This is a genomic window from Cupriavidus sp. 09_S30 (assembly GCF_056930435.1).
Genome location: NZ_JBXOWI010000002.1, coordinates 2624896 through 2641916 on the forward strand (window position 1 = coordinate 2624896; position 17021 = coordinate 2641916).

The following is a 17021-nucleotide window of genomic DNA, read 5'->3' on the forward strand; positions in this document are numbered from 1 at the left end:
TGAAGACCGTTGATTCCCTTGGCGTCCCCGGCGCCTCGAATAAGAAAACGATAGCGCGATCATCCGCTCCATTCCCGACCACTGGCCGCGCAAGAGCCATGACGGGAGCGGATATGAAAGCATGCCCTGAGACTTGCCTCCCCACCCCGCACTCAGCGCAGAAGATTTTATTTTTCCACACGAAGGAAGAGGATTTTGAGAACCGGCATGATTCCGCTGGCAGGCCTGTCTTTGCTTTCCTGCGGCGCACTGGCCCAGTCGGGCGTCACCCTGTATGGCGTCATCGACACGAGCCTCCGCTATACCAACCACCAAGGCACCAGCAATGGCCCGCAGACACTGATCGGCCTGCAGGATGGCGCTTTCAACAACGCCCGCTGGGGGCTGCGCGGCGTGGAAGACCTGGGTGCGGGGAGCAAGGCCCTGTTCACGCTTGAAAGCGGCTTCAGCCCGAACACCGGGCGTTCAGGACAGCAGGGACAGTTGTTCGGGCGCCAGGCATGGCTGGGGCTGGCCAACGATAGCTTGGGGACGATCAAGCTCGGCCGGCAGATGGGCGCGTCCTATCTGTTCGTCACCAGTGTCGACCCCATCAGCATCGGCAACTATTCGGAGCTGAGCTGGCAGACGGCGTTGACGGGCCTGCGGTACGACAACACCATCGACTACAGCAAGAAATGGGGCGGCCTCGGCATCGAGGCGCAGTATTCCATCGGCGAGAGTGTGGGCCACATGGCCAACGGCACCACCACGCAACTGGCACTCACTTATGACGTTGCCTCGCTCCACACGGGTGCCGTCGCCCAGCAGTCGAAGGATGCCAATGGCAATGCGATGCGCTTGTGGGTCGCCGGCGCGCGCTATGCGGTCGGCCGCTTCACGCTGCATGGCTATTACCTCGACTCCTGGCGCCAGGCTGGCTTCGCCATCGGCGCCAGCGGCACCGGCGCACCGCTGGCCAATACCAGCATCGGCGGCAATGCCAACACTGCCCTGGGCAAGGGGACGCAGACGGCCGAGCGGCGCGACAAGTACGGAACCGTCGGTGTCTCCTACCAGGCCACCGGCGCGCTCAAGCTCACCGCGGCTTATATGCGGGACAACGTAACAGGAGTGCAGCCGGGAGTATCGGGGCTGATGCAAACCGTCTATGGCGTGGCCACCTACAGCCTGTCCAAGCGCACGGATGTCTATCTCGAGGTCGACTACAGCAGGCTCTCCGGCGGCGCGATCACGGATCCCAACAGCCCCACGGGCACCTTCGGAGGCACGCGCAGCCGGACGGGGGCAGGCGTGGGGCTGCGCACGCGCTTCTGAGCCGTCGGCGCACAGGCAGCTTCTCGTGCAGGCTGCAATCCCGGACCTGGACGGTCCGGGGCCGGGCAGTCGGCCTGGTCCTGGTGCGGCATATCTACCTGGTCGGCAGCCCTTGCGCACTCCACCCTGCCGGCAACCGGCGGCCCCGCCAGGGTTGATCCCGGCCTCGAAAAAAATGCCCGCACGACGCATGACGTGCGGGCATGAAGCGCCTTAAGGAGGCACGATGAAGAACTGTGAAATCGGCGGCGTCTGGCTCAGGTGACTTGCTTGTAGACGACAACGTGCGGCGCCTGGCCGGTCGACCCGATCACGCGAGCGCGCCCTCGGTGAAGACGTCAACCTTGCCGCTGCGCGCGCCGTCCGTGTACGGGTCACGCGTGCCGGCGCGCGCACCATCCGTGTAGGGGTCGCGCGTGCCGGCGTGCGCCGGGGGAGCCGAGACGCCAGTGCGGTCCATACCCGCGACCAGCGAACCGCGCACTACCACCTTGGCGCCGTCGGTGAAAGGATTGCGCTGCTCGATGCGGGCGCCATCGGTGAAGGCATCTCGTTGGGCGTCGACGCTGCGGAACACATAGCCGTAGCGGTCAGCGGAAGCCGGGCTGTCCTTCGGGCCCGAAGCCTGAGCGCTACCAGCGGCGAACGCGGCGGCGAGGGCCGCGGCGACGGCCACTGAAACAAAGCGCTGGGTATTCATGATGAGTCCTTTCGATGATGGGATACCGCCTCATCTGATCCACGTTGGGTCGCGATGCCGTATCCGATGTCGTCAGCTTATGCCTCATCATGTGATTCGAAAAGCGAATTAAAAGCATGATTTCAAGTCGCTTTTTTCAAGGCCATGGCAGGCGGCCTTGCCGGGCGATGCCATGCCTCTTGCTGGTGCACACTTCGCGGTGCACAGCACGCTCGTGGGTTCTGTCGCAGCAAGCATCCGGTAGGCTTGCTGAATCCGGCATTCCGGTCGATCGAAGGAGCGTGCGGCGGCATGCGGCGCTGGGCGCTCGGCTTGCTGCTAAGCCAAGCGCGATGGCGCCGCACCCGCCCCGTCAGGCGCTCCCGGACCTGCCGGACGCCCGGCCCCGGGGCTCAGGGAGTTCCGGGGCCTCAGTCCGCCGCTCAGTCTGCCGTGTAGTCGATCGGATCGTACGCGTGCTGGCGCCCCAGCGCGCCGGCCATGGCCAGCATGAATGTCATGCCGCGCCGCACCTCGGGCTCCCGCATCATGCGCAGCATGCCGATGAGCGTTGGCGTCTCCTCCATTTTCTCCATCTTCGCGCTGGCCACGCGCGCGGCATTGCCGGCCGCCCAGGCGGCGCCCATGCCATCCTCGAAGGCCCTGGCCACCTTCTCCACCATGTAGGCGTCGCTCATGTCCACCACGTCGGCCACGACGGACAACAGGTCGACCACGCGGTTGAGGCGGCGTCCGGCCAGCAGCGGCTCCAGCTTGGCCATCAGTTCGGCCAGTCCTTGCAGCGCCGCATCGTCGTGCAGCAGGCCCGCGGCCGCAGACTGCGTGGCCTGTTCGGCCGCGGCCATGTCGGAAGCGATATTCATTCGATTCTCCTTGTGCTTGTCCACGCTGTCCAAGCGATGAGGCTCAGATGAGCGAGCGGGCCACTGCCCAGTACACGCCCCGGTTGAAGCCTTTGCGCATCATGCCGCCGATCTTGTTCGGCGGCGTGGGCTTGACGTCCTCCTTGTAGTCGTACCAGAGGGGCATGCCGTCTTCGAGCCCCATCTGCGCAATGGCCACTACGCGTCCTTCATAGGCATCGCAGGTGCGGCCGAAGCGGATCTGCGAGGCGATGTTGTTGACGACCACCGGCGACTGGCTGTGGCAGGAGCCGCCGGCCTTGCTCACCGGCAGGTCCACGGTGTCGCCGAGCACATAGACATGACTCATGCCAAGGACCTGCATGGTCTCGTGGTCGGTCGGCAGCCAGCCTTCGCCATCCTGCGCTTGCGAGATGCCACTATTGCGCACGGCGGGCACGGCGCGGATCGGCGGCGTGGCCATGAGGATGTCGAAGTTCTCCGAGCGGCCCTCTTCGGAATAGGCCACCTTGGCATCGGGGTCGACACGCGCCAGCGTGAAGCCGCGCTGGAACTTGATGCCGCGTTGCTCGAACACCGCCGGCAGGATCTCGCAGGTGTCCTTCTGCAGAAAGAGGCAGTTGCGCAGCAGCTGCGACACCGTGGGATAGGTGTAGACGATTTCCACCTTGTCCCGCACGCCGCGCTTGCGGAGCAGGTCGTCAAGCATCAGCGTGGTCTCGATGGGGGCGATGCCGCATTGGTGCGGAACGTTTGGCGTCTTGGGAAAGGTGACGGTGACGAAGACGCGCCCCTTCTCGATGCGCGCGAGCTTGTCGGCCAGCTGGCGCGCGGGGGCGTGCTGATAGAAATGATCGCCCGCCTCGGCCAGCCCCTCGATGCGCTCGGGGGAAGGCACGCATCCGGTGGAGATCACGAGGTGGTCATAGCCGAAGCGCTTTCCGCTCTTGCAGCGTACGGCCTGGCCCGGAAAGTCGAAAGTCTCTACCTCCTCGACCTGGAAGTCGATCTCGGGCCGCAGCAGGCTGCGTTGCTTGCGCCGCAGCTCGTCGCGGAAGAACGAATTGAACGCCACGTACATGAACGCCGGCTTGTAGTAGTGCCAGGGCGAGTTCGACAGCATGGTGATCTGGACCTTGCCGGCCAGTATCTCCGGATACAGCTTGGTGACCAGGTGGTTGGCGGTCATGGTTCCGCCAATGCCGCCTCCGATGATCAAAATGCGATGCGCCATCAGTGCTTCTCCTTTTTCCTTCTTGTGAAACAACGATCGGCGCATGCGGGGGCGCCTGTGCGGGGGAAAAACGTCACTCGGGCGCCAGCGAGCGCCACACGCCGGCCCAAAGCTCATCAAAGGACTTTTCCAGGGGCGAATCGATCAGGCCGTCCAGGCGCAGGCAGATCATGCGGATGGCGCTGCCGTACATCAGGCTTGCCGCCACCATCGGGTCCATCTGGCGGAACTCGCCGTCGGCCATGCCTGCAAAGACGAAGCCGCGCATGCGCACGAAGGCCGAGGCCGAGCAGATGGCCTGCTCTTCGGGGAGAAATTCGCGGTGGCGGGCATTGACGACGAAGCTCATCGCCTCGGGCTCGGCTTCCGCCAGTCCGAACAACATGTGCAGCACAGCCTCGCAGCGCTCCCGGCTCGTCGCGTGGCACTCTTCGATGTCGTCGAGCAGCATGTTCATGCGCGCCAGCAGATGCCGATACAGCTCGCGGGCGATGCCTTCCTTGTCAGCGAAGTGGTTGTAGAAGAAACCGATCGATACACCGGCGTCCGCACACAGGTCCTGGATCGCGGTGTTGAAGAAGCCACGCTCGACGAACAGCCGCAGCGCCACGCGCAGGGTCTGCACATGGCGCGATCCGGAGTGCGGGAAGAAGGTCCAAGCCTCGTGTTGCATGGGCGAAGAAAAATGAAATGAAGCTTCATTCTACTTTTCTTTGGAGGGGTGCGCTAGCCGCTCCCGGGTTTTCCCCGGGTGACGGGTTGGCCTCCGTCCGCGGGACGCTGGAGGGAGAGGCATCGGCCTCGAGGCATCGGGTGCGCATCTCGCGTGCAAAGAAACCGCGATGCGCTCGGCCATCCTGTCTTCGAGATGATGCAGGCTCACCGGATTGGTCACATGCCAGCGCAAGCAGGTCAGCATGCCCTCCAGCGGACGGCGCGAGCGCTTCAGCACCTTCGCCAGCTCGGGACTCACGCCAACCTCTTGTCGTTGCCCGCGCTCGGCAACTCCTACCGGATGCTTTGCCGGCAGAACGCCGAGTCATGTCTCTGCCTACGTGCTGTAGCCCACATTGGACGCCCCAGCATCGACACGCAACTCTTTATCCTCTGCCTGTTGAATCCGTGCGCGTTCCCAAGTGACGGCCGATGAGATTCCCGGTGCCCAAGCCAGCCCTGCATATCTCCTCAGCAGGACCCGCCGCGCACATGTCATGGCCGTCTCCGACTTTCTCCTTGACGCTCCCGGATTCGCTGAACTACTTCTTGAGAACAAACGTACAGAACCAGCGCGCCGTCATCGTCGCTTGCGCAACCGCTTGACCCGGGGAGCTTCTGGAGGAAGGACGTGTGACGGACGCGGGGCCAGAGACACCGAGGGCAAAGGATGCCCCACATTTCCGGCAGGACTGTGGCGCTGAAGGGGCGACGCCCCTGCTGCGCACGCTTGTCGCCATCTACATCGTCAGCGGAGTCCTGTACTTCGCTTGGCGGATCAATACCCTCAACTGGGACGAAACAGTCTTCTCGCTGGTCCTCTATGGCGCCGAGCTCTTCGGCTTCGCCAATGGCCTGCTTTATGTGTTGATGACGTTTCGCCTGAGCGTTCGCGAAGCGCCGCCGCCCTTGCAGGGCGTCGCGGTCGACGTCTTCATTCCCACCTACAACGAGTCGGCCGATCTTGTGCGCAGGACACTGCTTGCCGCCAAGAACATTCAATACCCGCATGTGACGTGGCTTCTGGATGACGGCAACCGCGATGAAATGCGCAGGCTGGCGGCCGAACTCGATTGCGAATACCTGGCACGCGCAGTCAACACGCACGGCAAGGCCGGCAATCTCAATCACGCGCTGCAGTTCAGCCAGGGCGAGTTCATTGCCATCTTCGATACAGACCATGCTCCCAGGAAGGACTTCCTGTCGAAGACGCTCGGCTATTTCCGTGACCCCAAGGTTGCCTTCGTGCAGACGCCGCAGGACTTCTACAACATTGATTCCTTCAGCCATCGTGTTGCCGGAACCACAGTCTGGGGCGAGCAATCGGTCTTCTACAGGATCATCCAGCGCGGCAAGGATTGGTGGAACGCATGCTTCCTTTGCGGCAGTTGCGTGTTGCTGCGCAGATCCTCCCTCGATGCAATCGGAGGATTCGCCGCCGACACCGTGACCGAGGATATCCACACGTCCATCAAGCTTCACAAGAAGGGGTTCCGCTCGGTCTACCATGCCGAATCGCTCGCGTTCGGGCTGGCCCCGCATAATCTCGAGACGTATCTCAGCCAACGGATACGTTGGGGCACCGGCGCGATGCAGGTGCTGAGACGGGAAGGCGTAGCCTTCGTGCCCGGACTGACGTTTGCGCAGCGGCTGAATTACCTGGCTTCCATGCTCATCTACTTCGAAGGATGGCAGAAGCTGGTGTTCTTCATGACGCCGCCCATCGTCCTGATCCTGTGCGCGCTGCCGATCGTCGATTTCAGCTGGAAGACCTTCGCACTGTTCGGCGCTTACTATCTGGCTTCCCTGCTGACCTTTCTCGAACTGGGCAGAGGCTATGTCTCGTTCGCCCTCAACGAGCAATACAGCATGGCGCGCTTCTTTGCCTTCATGCTGACCATCACGGGGCTGTTCCGCAGACAGGTGGCATTTTCCGTGACCAGCAAGGACAGCTCGAGGCACGGCAGGACGTGGCTCTGGCTTGCGCCGACCCTGGCAATCGGTGCCCTGAACTTCGCCAGCATTCCGATCGGCGTGGTGCGGATCGTGCAAGGCCAGCTTCCTACCGCGCCCGGCGTGATCTCGATCGGCTTTGCCACCATGACGGTCTGCACCGCCATCCTGCTTGCCCGCTTCAGCATTCTCGTGGCGAGGAAGCCCGGCGCTGAATATCGCTTTCCATTGCGCATTCCGCTCACGCTCACCATGCAGAATCAGTCGTTCTTCGGCCTCACGGTCGACCTGTCGGCGAGCAGCGCACTGTACCGCGGCGAAATCGTGCCGGCGCTGCCGCATGAGACCAGCGTGGAGGTTGAAGTGCATCTCCCCAACGCCATCGTCCGCTGCAATGCCAGCGCTACTTTCACCCCCCGGTGCGAGGGGGCGGGACAGGATGAATCACTGATCGAACTGCATCTGCGGTGGGCTTCCCCGGAGGCGCGACGAACGCTGGATACCTTCCTGTTCGGCAGCAGCCTCCAGTTCGAAATGGGGAGGCTCAGGGAAACGCAGCCACCGCCGCTGACGCGGCTGGCCAGCGCGCTGCGCCGCGATATCAGGCTGCCCGCCAGCGAGCACATCTGGGAGCCCGGCCTGGTCGCGCAGCCGTTGAACGGAGGCGCCGTACCGATCGCGGTCGCCTACGAGAAAGGGCACAGCGGCCATGCACTCTCGATGATCGCAAGCGGGACCGCATTCGATATGCACAAGGAAACGGTCTTGCGGCAGCGAATCGCCGGGCGTCGAGCCGAGCAGCGTGTCAGCCTGAGTCCGGCCGGGAGGCTGGAAACGCCGACAGGCGCGATCCATCTTTACCACGTCGAGTCAGCGGCGCCATCGCAAGCACCCTAGGATTGCCCATGCACAGCCATGCCCCCGCTCGTGTCGGACCCCTCTGGCGGCTCGCCATCATGGCGCTGGCGGCAAGCAGCATGCCGGCGATCGGTGCGGAGCAGGCAAAGGCGCCACCGCTGCTGTTTGCGGGCGCCTCCTTTGCGGAGCGCGGGGAACGGTACGAGTATCTCGGACTGGCCACCGCTTTTCTCCCGGTCTCCTATCTTACGCAGAGGCTGGTGCTGAGCGACTATCAGTACGGCTACACCACCGGCGGCACCGATGTCGTGGTCAGGGGGCAGGCGGCCGAGGCGGCCATGGGGATAAAATCAGCCTCCGAGATCGGCTGGATCGAGGCGTCCGCCGGCCTGCACTATCGCAATAACGACGTGACCCCAGCCGGGGCCAATGTGCGTGCCGCGGAGCACAAGCTGGGGCTGGTGCTGGCGCTTCAGGGGGATTGGCACTTTGCCCCGGACTGGACGTTCAACGGTATCGGCACGTACACGATCGGCCCCGCGTCTTTCTGGGCGCGAGGCCGGCTGCTGCGCCGCTTCGCCGGACGTGTCTCGGCGGGGGTGGAGGCGATCGGGCACGGCGATCCGGACTACCGGGCGGTTCAAGGGGGAATCGTTCTGACTGACATCAAGATCACCGAGACGCTTGCGCTGGGCTTCTACTCAGGCGTCAAGAAGACCAGCGGGCAAGCGCGGTCGTTCTATGGCGGCTTTGAGCTGAGCAAGGCCTTCTAGGGGAGGTCCCGCGCATGGACCAATCCCGCCGGCGCTGGCTCGAAAGAAGCATGCTGTTCTGTGCCGGCACCGCATGCCGCATGCCCTTCACCTGGGCCGCCGCCGAAGCGCCATGGACATTGTGGGAACGCTATGCACGCGAAACCCTGAGTGCGGACGGACGGGTCATGGAGCATGCCCGCGAAGCCCGCACCACATCCGAGGGCCAGGCATACGCACTGTTCTTCTCGCTCGTCGCGAACGACCGGTCCCGCTTTGACAGGATACTGGGCTGGACCCTGGACCACCTGTGGGCTGACCGCACGCAGCCGCCTGCATGGCTGTGGGGACAGCGGCAGGACAGCAGCTGGGGCATCGTCGACGGCAATTCCGCCAGCGATGCCGATCTCTGGATCGGCTATGCCTTGCTGGAAGCCGCGCGCCTGTGGGAGCGTCCGGCTTACCGCGCGCTCGGCACACAGATGCTTGACGCGATCCACTCCAGTGAAGTGGCAACGCTGGCGGACGGGAGCTTCCTGCTGATTCCGGGAAGAAGCGGGTTCCGGCTGGATGACCGCAGCTACCTGCTGAACCCGAGCTACGCGCCGGTCCAGTTGTTGCGGCGTTTTGCCGGCCACCAGCCCGGGGGGCCGTGGCAGTCCATCGCCGCCAACCAGGTCAAGCTCCTGATCCGCAGCGCGCCGGCCGGCTTCGTGCCGGACTGGTACCGCTTCCAGGACGGCGCAGGCTTCTCGGTTGAATCAAGCAAGGGCCCCACGGGCAGCTATGATGCGATCCGGACCTATCTCTGGGCCGGCATGCTGAGCCGCGAGGATCCCTCTTGCGGACAGATTCTGTCGTCGCTTTCCGGTATGTCGAAGGCATATTCGGCCAGTGGCCAGGTACCACATTATGTGAACGTGGAAACGGGCGAAGTGTTCGGGCAAGGGCCGCCAGGATTCTCCGCGGCGATCTATCCGCTCCTGGTCTCCGCTGGCCAGGCCCAGCTCGCCGCCAGGCTGCTGGCGCAGATGGAAAGTGATGTGGCCCGGCGGTGGCCATCACTCACTTACTACGACCGCAATCTGATCCTTTTTGCCACCGGCTGGGCTCAACGGCGGTATGAATTCAGCGTCGACGGAATCCTGCGGTAGACGCCCCCGCCCTCCGTGCGACCCATGATCGAGCCGCGCGACCGTCCTGCGCGATACGTGGCGCGCACAAACAGCTAGAGCGGAGGCGCGCCGCATGGCGCATCCCTCACCTGCGGATCGCGCCAGATAGTTGCGCACTAAACTAGTAAAAACCCCGATTTCGCCGATCCCCTGCCTGTCACATACTAGTTGCGCACACAACTATAAATGGCCGCTGCGATCCGCCCGGATGAGGGCATCACGGCGGTCAGCGCCAAAGGCTGCACGCCCTGGGAGGCCAGCGCGTTCCTTGTCCAGTCATCTGCCGGCGTACCGTGCCGCAGGAGAAGCCCCCCCATGAGTTCACTCGCCAGAATCCCCCAGACCGCAGATGATGCGTCGCCTGCGCACACCAGCCACGGCAGCCCCGAGAGCCGGCAGATCATCGCCAAGGTATCGCGTCATCTGCTGTGGTTCCTGTTCCTGCTGTTCGTCGTATCGTTTCTCGATCGCATCAATATCGGCTTCGCCGCCCTCACCATGATGAAGGACCTGGGTCTCTCCAGTACCCAGTTCGGCCTGGCCACCACCCTGTTCTACCTGGCCTACATTGCCTGCGGTGTGCCCAGCAATATTGTGTTGGCGCGGGTCGGCGCCCGGCGCTGGATTGCCGCCATCATGATCGCGTGGGGGCTCGCTTCCACCGCAACCCTGTTCGCGACCGATGCCGGCACGCTGTACTGGCTGCGCGTGCTGGTCGGGATCACGGAGGCGGGCTTCCTGCCGGGCATGCTGCTGTACCTGACGCTCTGGTTTCCGGCGGCCTACCGGGCACGCGCCAATGCGCTGTTCATGATCGCGATGCCGGTCACGGCTGCCTTCGGCTCAGCGATCTCCGGTGTGATCCTGGGCCTGGATGGATTGGGCGGGCTCAGGGGCTGGCAGTGGCTGTTCCTGCTAGAAGGGCTGCCTGCCGCCGTGCTCGGCGTGATCGTGTACTTCTATCTGAGCGACTCGCCGGCGCAGGCGCGCTGGCTCACGCCCGACGAGAAGCATGCGCTCGCCCGACTGCTGGCCGCCGAGCATCGGACCGATCCGCAGCCAAAGGATTCGGGCAAGGCCCACCGCACCCACCGCAGCCTGTGGAAGGAATTGACCTCGGCCACCGTGCTGAAGTTCTCGCTGGCCTACTTCTGCCTGGTCAACAGCCTGGCCATGGTGGCCGTGTGGACGCCCCTGATCGTCAAGAGCTTCGCCGGCGGCGCCAGCAACACCACCATCGGCCTGCTTGCCGCCATCCCCCAGGTGTGCACCATCATCGGCATGATCTGGTGGGGCCGGCGCTCGGATCGCGCCCAGGAACGCCGCTGGCACACCGTGCTGCCGATGCTGTGCGCGGCGGCGGGCTGGCTGCTCACCGCCTGGTCGTCGCAACCTGGCGTGCAATTGCTGGGCGTGTGCCTGGCCTCGACCGGCGCGTACACCGCCATGTCAATCTTCTGGACCACACCGGACCATGCCTTGAGCTTCGCCGCGCGTGCCCTGGGCATTGCCGTGATCAACGCCACCGGCAACATCGGGTCTGCCCTCAACCCGTTGGTAGTGGGCTGGCTCAAGGATATGACGCAGAGCTTCACCACCGGCCTGCTCTACGCGGCAGCGCTGCTGGTGGTGGGCTGCGCGGTCTTCCTTGTTCTGCCGATTCCGCGCGCGCCAAAGGCGGCCGCCTGAAGGCAGGCGCCGTCGTCCCGCTCGCACGCCGAAGCCGAGGCACCCGATCCGGCCAAACTCACCCCGATTTCCTGAATAGAAGCCAAGCCCCATGCATCAGCCTACAACTGAAGCCCGTCCTTCGATCTACTACGAGTACCAGGTGTTCGCGCCCTGGCTGCCCTCCTCCCATCCGCAGGACGAACGCAAACGCGTCGTGATCGCAGGCTCCGGCCCGGCCGGCCTGGTCACCGCGCTCGAACTGGCCCGCCATGGCGTGCCCAGCGTGATCGTCACGCCGGAACTCCAGGTTTCCCAGGGCAGCCGTGCCATCGTATTCACGCGCCGTTCGATGGAGATCCTGCAGCAGGTCGGCGTGGCCGGACGCATGATGGAGAACGGCCTGCCCTGGCGCTTCGGTAACTCGTACTACCGGGGCCAGCATGTCTTCCGCATGGAGGCACCGCATGACCCGGATGACCGCTTCTTCCCCATGCTCAATATCCAGCAGCAGTACCTGGAGGAGTACCTGCTGGACGCCTGCGCGGCCAATCCGCTGATCGAACTGCGCTGGGGAAACAAGGTGGTCGGGGTCGAGCAGCGGGGCGAATTCGCCCGCGTCGAGATCGACACCCCGCAAGGCCCCTACACACTGGAGACCGATTGGCTGGTCGCAGCAGACGGCGGCCGCTCCAGCATCCGCGCCGCGCTGGGCCTGCAGATGGAGGGGGCCTCGTACGAGGGGCTGTTCGTGATCGCCGACATCAAGATCGACCTGCCGCTGCCGACCGAGCGGCTGGCCTTCTTCGACCCCGACTGGAATCCGGGCAACACGATTCTGATGCACCGCGAGCCGCACGGGATCTGGCGGGTCGACTACCAGCTGCCGCCGGGTGAAACGCCCGAGGACGCGCTGCGGCCCGAATCGCTCAAGGCACGCATCGACGCCCAGTTGGCGATGATCGGCCACGCCGGCGCACGCTGGGAGATGGACTGGTGCTCCGTCTACTCTGCGCGCACCCTGACCCTGCCCGAGTATGTGCAGGGGCGCGTGATCTTCACCGGCGACGCCGCCCACCTGCTGCCGATCTTCGGTGTGCGCGGCGCCAATACCGCCTTCCAGGACGCGCAATCGCTAGGCTGGCATCTTGCCTTCGTCATCAAGGGGCTCGCAGGCAGCAAGCTGCTGGCCAACCATAGCGCCGAGCGCGTCGGCGCGGCCCGCGAGATCATCGACGAGGCGGGCAAGAGCACGCGCTTCATGACGCCGCCCACCCAAGGCTTCCGCCTGCTGCGCGACGCCGTGCTGTCGCTGTCGCTCAGTGAGGCCTTCGTCCGGCCGCTCTATCACTGGCGCACCTCGCGGCCGCATGAGTATTCCGATTCGGCGCTCAACAGCGCGGGCGACGACAATGCGCTTTTTGCGGAGGGCCCTGCGCACGGCGCACCGCCCCGCAACATCCGCCTAGCGGCCGACGACTTCCTGCTCGATCATCTGGGTGGCGGCTTCGATCTGCTGTACTTCACCGAAGCCACTGCCTTGCCGGAGCCGCTTCAGGAGGTGATCCGTGGAGCCCGAGCCCGCGGCGTGCCACTGCAGGTCATCGCCGTCGGCGCATCCCAGCCCGTGGCCGGGGCGGACCTCACCTTTGTGGACGCCACCGGCCACTTCCGCCAGCGCTATGGCGTACAGGCCAGCGGCGCCGCCTACCTGCTGCGCCCCGACCAGCACGTGTGCGCCCGCTGGCTGACGCTGGATGCAACCCGACTGCGCGCTGCCTTGCGCACCGCCCTACCCCAGTGACGAGTTCTCAGGACACCGCCCCATGACTTCCGAAAAGACCCTCACCATTGCCGGCCTGGAGACCGTTTACGACGCGCTTGCCAGTGCCATCGATCAGGCTGGCACCGACAAGGCCCAGCTATTCCTGGTGAAGCTGGCGCTCATCAACGCCAACGCACTGGGAGACCCCGAGCGCTTCGAGCAGCATGTGCAGTCAGCATTGAAGGATCTGTGACGCCACCACAGCGGAGAAGGCACCTGTCTGGCGCAAGCGCATGCCTCATTCCAGCGTCAGATGCGCGGTGCTGATGACCTCCCCCCACCGCTTGCGCTCGCCGGCCACGAATGCCGCGAACTTCTCCGGTGGCTGGCCGCCTGGAATGCCCCCCAATTGCTGGATCTGCGCGAGCAGGTCCGGATCGCTCATGACGGCCGCAAGTTGTTGCTCGATCTGGGAAACGATGGCCGCCGGCGTCTTCGCCGCGACGAAGATGCCGACCCAGGCAGTCGACAGGAAATTGTCGAAGCCGGCCTGCGCCATGGTAGGCACGTCCGGGAGGCTGGGCACGCGCTGCGCGGATGTCACGGCAAGCGCGCGCAGCTTTCCGGAGCGGATATGCGGCAGGGCTTGCGTCAGGTTATCGAACTGGAATGTCGTTTCCCCCGCCAGCAGTGCCGTGGTGGCGGGCGTGGAGCCCTTGTACGGCACGTGAATGGCATCGGTATCGGTGCGGATCTTGAAGAGTTCGCCTGCCAGATGGCTTGTCTGGCCGATTCCAGCCGAGCCGAAGGAGAGCTTTCCGGCTTGTTGCCTGAGCTGCGCCGTCAGGTCGGCCACACTCTTGATGGGCGATTGCGCGTTGACGACCAGGACATTGGGAAAAGCAATGATGTCGGTGATCGGGGTCAGATCCGACGGCGCATAGCTGAGATGCTTGTAGGCACTGTAGTTGATCGCTTGCGGGCCGACATTGCCAGCCAGCAGCGTGTAGCCATCAGCAGGCGCACGCAGCGCCGCCTGCGTTCCGATGATGCCGCCGCTGCCGGGACGGTTGTCGACGATGAAGGACTGGCCAAGGCGCGTGCTGAGCTTCTTGGCAAGCAGCCGGATAGGGATATCGATGGTGCCACCCGCCGCGCCCGGCACGACGATCGTGACCGGCCGCCTGGGCCACGCCGTATCCGCCTGCGCGCCCGCAGAGGCGGAATGCGTCGTTGCGGCCAGCGTGCAGGCAAGCGAAAGCGCGAGGCGCGTTACTGCGTGGAATGATGGCATCTGTCTCCTCCTCTTCTGTTTTTGTCGAAAGCCTCGGCGGACTACATCCGGATCACGTCCGCATCACGTCCGGGCTACCTCCGGACCGCGTCCGCGCTGGCAGCAAAGCGCCCGAGATGCCTGGCGGCATCGCCCAATAGCAGGTCGTTGCCGATAAGCCGCTTGCTGTAATGACTGATGGGCGTCTCGTCCTGCAAGCCGATGGCGCCATGCAATTGCAGGACGTCCAGTGCGATGCTGCGAGCAGCGGTGCCGGTCATATACTTGGCCGCGCTCACACGGCGAGCGCGTTCCGCCGCTGGCCCGGTATCCCACTCAGCCATCGCCTGCTGCACCAGATAGCGCGCGTTGTTCCAGGCGCGGTAGTGATCGACGACGCGGTGCTGGAGCACTTGCTGCTCGGCCAGCGTGCGCCCGAACTGTTTGCGCGTGCGCAGGTACTCGACCGTCAAGCGCAGCGCCTGCCGCATGGCACCGACGCTTTCCGCGCACAAGGCCACGGTGGCCAAGGCCGAGGCCTGTTGCAGGCACGCCAAGGCGTGCTCCGGCCCAACGAGCAATGCGTCTGGCCCCAATGCGACGCCATCCACGCGCAGGTCGGCCGCGCCGCGCCCGTCATGGAGTTGATAGCCGCGCAGGGCAACGCCGGGGACCTTCGCCGGTACGTCGAAGAGACCGATGCCGCCGCCTTCGACCGATGCGGCCACGATCAAACGATGCACGTGGGCGCCGCCCATCACCATCGCACTGACACCGTTCAGCTGCCAGCCTTCGCCGCTGCGCAGCGCGGCAATCCCGGGGGTCGGCATCCGGCCATCGATGGCTTCCTGGCCGCACGCCAGTGCGCAGCGGGTCTGTCCGCTGGCCAGGTCGGCCAGCAACGCGTCGCGGGTTGCGCCCTGTGGCATGGCGAGCAGCGCCTGCGTGCAAAGCACCGCGCTCCATGGCAAGGGCTCAAGCACCAGCGCCTCGCCCAGCGCCTCGATGATCGGCAACAGGTCTCCCATGGTGTTGCCCAGGCCGCCGGCCGCCTCCGGAATGGCCAGGCCGGTCAAGCCAAGCTCGGCCAGCCCGCTCCACGCGGCTTCGTCGAAGCCGTCTGAGGCAGCGATGATCCTTTGCCGGCGCTCGAAGCGGTAATGCTTGTCCAGCCAGCGGCGCACGCTATCGACCATCATGGCCTGCTGCTCGCCAAGGTGGCCGGTATGCGGTGAGTCGATCTCCGTTCGTCCGGAAAAGATCGCCTTGGCGATGATCTGATACTGGATTTCGGAGGAACCGCCCGCCAGCGAACTGCCGCGGTAGCGCCACATATGCAAGGCGTGGTTGCCTGCATGTCCCGCCTGCCCGTCGCCCGGCCTGCCCTCAACCGCGCCGGGATCGAATGGCAGGGAAGCCGTGCCGACCGCATCCATTCTGAACAGGTGCAGATCCTGCAGCAGCTGGATGCCGTCAAGCTTGAGCAGGGACGCTTCCAGCTCAGGACTGCCGCCCTGCGCGGCCTGCCTCACGGCGGGCCACCACGCCGCTTCGAGGGCGCTCATGCGAATGTCCAGGGCGGCGTGGCGGCGCTTGAGCAAGGCGCGCTCCATGTCCCGCTCGGGATCGCCGTCGCTGCGCCCTTGCGCAACCAACCCTGCCACACGAGCGAGCTCCGCCTTGCATTCGGCCACCCGTGCCACGAACAGGCGCTCGATGACCAGCAGGCCCTTGGCAATGGCCCAGCCCCCGCTCTCCGCGCCGACCAGGTTCCCGGCCGGGACGCGTACGTCGTCAAAGAACATCTGCACATGGAATTGCGAGCCATTGATATAGCGAATGGGACGTACCGTCACGCCGGGCGAGCGCAGATCGATCAGCAACACGGAAATGCCGTCCTGCTTGCGTTCTGCAGCGGCATCCGTGCGCACCAGCACCAGCGCCCAGTTGGCCCAATGCCCGAGGCTCTGCCAGATCTTCGTGCCATTGACGACCCACGCGTCGCCGTCGCGGCGCGCCGACGTACGCAGCGATGCCAGGTCGGAGCCTGCGTCGGGCTCGGAGTAGCCTTGCGCCCAGAAATCGTCGAAGGAGAGCATGCCCGGCAGGAAACGCTGGCACTGCTCGGGGGTGCCGTGGCGGATCAGCGTGGGACCGATCGTGTCGATGCCGAGGTTCTCCGCATACGGGGCGTCGCTGGCCGCCAGTTCCTCGCGGAAGATCGCCTGCTGCACCAGGGACCAACCGGTACCGCCATGCTGGCGCGGCCAGCCGGGCGCGGCCCATCCTCGTGCGTGCAGGATGCCTTGCCATCTGGCCGCCTGCTCGCGGGTAACGAGGCAATGCGCGCGCGTGGCAGCACGGATATCCGGTGGCACCGCCTCCTGCAGGAAGTCGCGGACTTCCTTGCGAAATGCCTGGAGCGAGGCGCCGAGCGCGCCGGCCTCTGCAGAATCTGGCATGGCCAATTCCTTCTGTGGGTGCGTCATCTTGGGTAATGGGATATCGGCGTGCCGCGGCACAGTGTCCGGTGCGCCGAGAAGGCGCTCGCTGATTGCGCGATTGCAGCGGTCCTCTCTTGCTACGTCGGGGGGCAGCGCGTTGCCGGATGTCTCCGCGGCCGCGGCCAGGCAACGCCGTGGATTTCCATGGGCAGGGCGACATTCGCCCCGCACTGGAAGGTACGGCGCTTCAATCTCATCGTGTCTCCGCGCAATGTCTTTACTGGAATCCGCGTACATTGCGCGGC

The 17021-nt window shown here is 65.0% G+C and carries 13 protein-coding genes; 7 read left to right on the forward strand and 6 right to left on the reverse strand.

Translation table 11 applies throughout. The features are described from left to right. Window positions 1–207 precede the first annotated feature (207 nt). Window positions 208–1317 carry a porin gene (locus AC1Z3O_RS31915; protein ID WP_483520868.1) on the forward strand — a complete coding sequence of 370 codons (1110 nt, stop codon included), beginning with the start codon at window positions 208–210 and terminating at the stop codon, window positions 1315–1317. A 310-nt stretch (window positions 1318–1627) separates the two neighbouring features. Here AC1Z3O_RS31915 and AC1Z3O_RS31920 read toward each other — a convergent pair whose 3' ends face one another. The 4 genes from AC1Z3O_RS31920 to AC1Z3O_RS31935 form a co-directional block, all read right to left on the reverse strand. Further along, the gene (locus AC1Z3O_RS31920) at window positions 1628–2017 is read right to left on the reverse strand and encodes a copper resistance protein CopQ (RefSeq protein WP_483520870.1); all 390 of its coding nucleotides are present in this window, start codon (window positions 2015–2017) and stop codon (window positions 1628–1630) included. Window positions 2018–2439: 422 nt separating this feature from the next. After that, the gene (locus AC1Z3O_RS31925) at window positions 2440–2880 is read right to left on the reverse strand and encodes a helical membrane plugin domain-containing protein (protein ID WP_483520872.1); all 441 of its coding nucleotides are present in this window, start codon (window positions 2878–2880) and stop codon (window positions 2440–2442) included. A 43-nt stretch (window positions 2881–2923) separates the two neighbouring features. Beyond that, complete coding sequence (locus tag AC1Z3O_RS31930) at window positions 2924–4114, reverse strand: NAD(P)/FAD-dependent oxidoreductase (protein ID WP_483520873.1); 1191 nt, start codon at window positions 4112–4114, stop codon at window positions 2924–2926. A gap of 73 nt (window positions 4115–4187) precedes the next feature. Continuing rightward, window positions 4188–4787: a TetR/AcrR family transcriptional regulator gene (locus AC1Z3O_RS31935; RefSeq protein ID WP_483520875.1), complete on the reverse strand. Its 600-nt coding sequence runs from the start codon at window positions 4785–4787 to the stop codon at window positions 4188–4190. 674 nt (window positions 4788–5461) lie between these two features. Between AC1Z3O_RS31935 and AC1Z3O_RS31940 the strand changes: the two genes are divergently transcribed. From AC1Z3O_RS31940 to AC1Z3O_RS31965, 6 genes are all read left to right on the forward strand, one after another. Next, window positions 5462–7678, forward strand: coding sequence for a glycosyltransferase (locus AC1Z3O_RS31940; protein WP_483520877.1), 2217 nt, complete (start codon window positions 5462–5464; stop codon window positions 7676–7678). Between the two features lie 8 nt (window positions 7679–7686). Further along, window positions 7687–8412, forward strand: a complete 726-nt coding sequence (gene bcsS, locus AC1Z3O_RS31945; RefSeq protein WP_483520879.1) for a cellulose biosynthesis protein BcsS — start codon at window positions 7687–7689, stop codon at window positions 8410–8412. A gap of 14 nt (window positions 8413–8426) precedes the next feature. Further along, complete coding sequence (gene bcsZ, locus AC1Z3O_RS31950; RefSeq protein WP_483520881.1) at window positions 8427–9545, forward strand: cellulose synthase complex periplasmic endoglucanase BcsZ; 1119 nt, start codon at window positions 8427–8429, stop codon at window positions 9543–9545. Window positions 9546–9881: 336 nt separating this feature from the next. Further along, window positions 9882–11255, forward strand: a complete 1374-nt coding sequence (locus tag AC1Z3O_RS31955) for an MFS transporter (protein ID WP_483520883.1) — start codon at window positions 9882–9884, stop codon at window positions 11253–11255. Window positions 11256–11346: 91 nt separating this feature from the next. Continuing rightward, window positions 11347–13038, forward strand: coding sequence for an FAD-dependent monooxygenase (locus AC1Z3O_RS31960; protein WP_483520885.1), 1692 nt, complete (start codon window positions 11347–11349; stop codon window positions 13036–13038). Window positions 13039–13060: 22 nt separating this feature from the next. Next, window positions 13061–13252 (forward strand): DUF2783 domain-containing protein, encoded by a 192-nt coding sequence (locus AC1Z3O_RS31965; protein ID WP_483520887.1) that lies wholly within the window; start codon window positions 13061–13063, stop codon window positions 13250–13252. A gap of 45 nt (window positions 13253–13297) precedes the next feature. Here AC1Z3O_RS31965 and AC1Z3O_RS31970 read toward each other — a convergent pair whose 3' ends face one another. Together AC1Z3O_RS31970 and AC1Z3O_RS31975 are read right to left on the reverse strand one after the other, a co-directional pair. Further along, window positions 13298–14293, reverse strand: coding sequence for a Bug family tripartite tricarboxylate transporter substrate binding protein (locus AC1Z3O_RS31970; protein ID WP_483520889.1), 996 nt, complete (start codon window positions 14291–14293; stop codon window positions 13298–13300). 74 nt (window positions 14294–14367) lie between these two features. Beyond that, window positions 14368–16734, reverse strand: a complete 2367-nt coding sequence (locus AC1Z3O_RS31975) for an acyl-CoA dehydrogenase family protein (protein WP_483520891.1) — start codon at window positions 16732–16734, stop codon at window positions 14368–14370. Window positions 16735–17021 lie beyond the last annotated feature (287 nt).

What these genes read in the sequence shown, in the direction of transcription:
- AC1Z3O_RS31930 (WP_483520873.1), bottom strand. Translation starts at nt 4,114, where the DNA reads ATGGCGCATCGCATTTTGATCATCGGAGGCGGCATTGGCGGAACCATG.
- AC1Z3O_RS31970 (WP_483520889.1), bottom strand. Translation starts at nt 14,293, where the DNA reads ATGCCATCATTCCACGCAGTAACGCGCCTCGCGCTTTCGCTTGCCTGC.
- AC1Z3O_RS31965 (WP_483520887.1), top strand. Translation starts at nt 13,061, where the DNA reads ATGACTTCCGAAAAGACCCTCACCATTGCCGGCCTGGAGACCGTTTAC.
- AC1Z3O_RS31920 (WP_483520870.1), bottom strand. Translation starts at nt 2,017, where the DNA reads ATGAATACCCAGCGCTTTGTTTCAGTGGCCGTCGCCGCGGCCCTCGCC.
- AC1Z3O_RS31975 (WP_483520891.1), bottom strand. Translation starts at nt 16,734, where the DNA reads ATGCCAGATTCTGCAGAGGCCGGCGCGCTCGGCGCCTCGCTCCAGGCA.
- AC1Z3O_RS31935 (WP_483520875.1), bottom strand. Translation starts at nt 4,787, where the DNA reads ATGCAACACGAGGCTTGGACCTTCTTCCCGCACTCCGGATCGCGCCAT.
- AC1Z3O_RS31955 (WP_483520883.1), top strand. Translation starts at nt 9,882, where the DNA reads ATGAGTTCACTCGCCAGAATCCCCCAGACCGCAGATGATGCGTCGCCT.
- bcsS (WP_483520879.1), top strand. Translation starts at nt 7,687, where the DNA reads ATGCACAGCCATGCCCCCGCTCGTGTCGGACCCCTCTGGCGGCTCGCC.
- AC1Z3O_RS31925 (WP_483520872.1), bottom strand. Translation starts at nt 2,880, where the DNA reads ATGAATATCGCTTCCGACATGGCCGCGGCCGAACAGGCCACGCAGTCT.
- AC1Z3O_RS31960 (WP_483520885.1), top strand. Translation starts at nt 11,347, where the DNA reads ATGCATCAGCCTACAACTGAAGCCCGTCCTTCGATCTACTACGAGTAC.
- bcsZ (WP_483520881.1), top strand. Translation starts at nt 8,427, where the DNA reads ATGGACCAATCCCGCCGGCGCTGGCTCGAAAGAAGCATGCTGTTCTGT.
- AC1Z3O_RS31915 (WP_483520868.1), top strand. Translation starts at nt 208, where the DNA reads ATGATTCCGCTGGCAGGCCTGTCTTTGCTTTCCTGCGGCGCACTGGCC.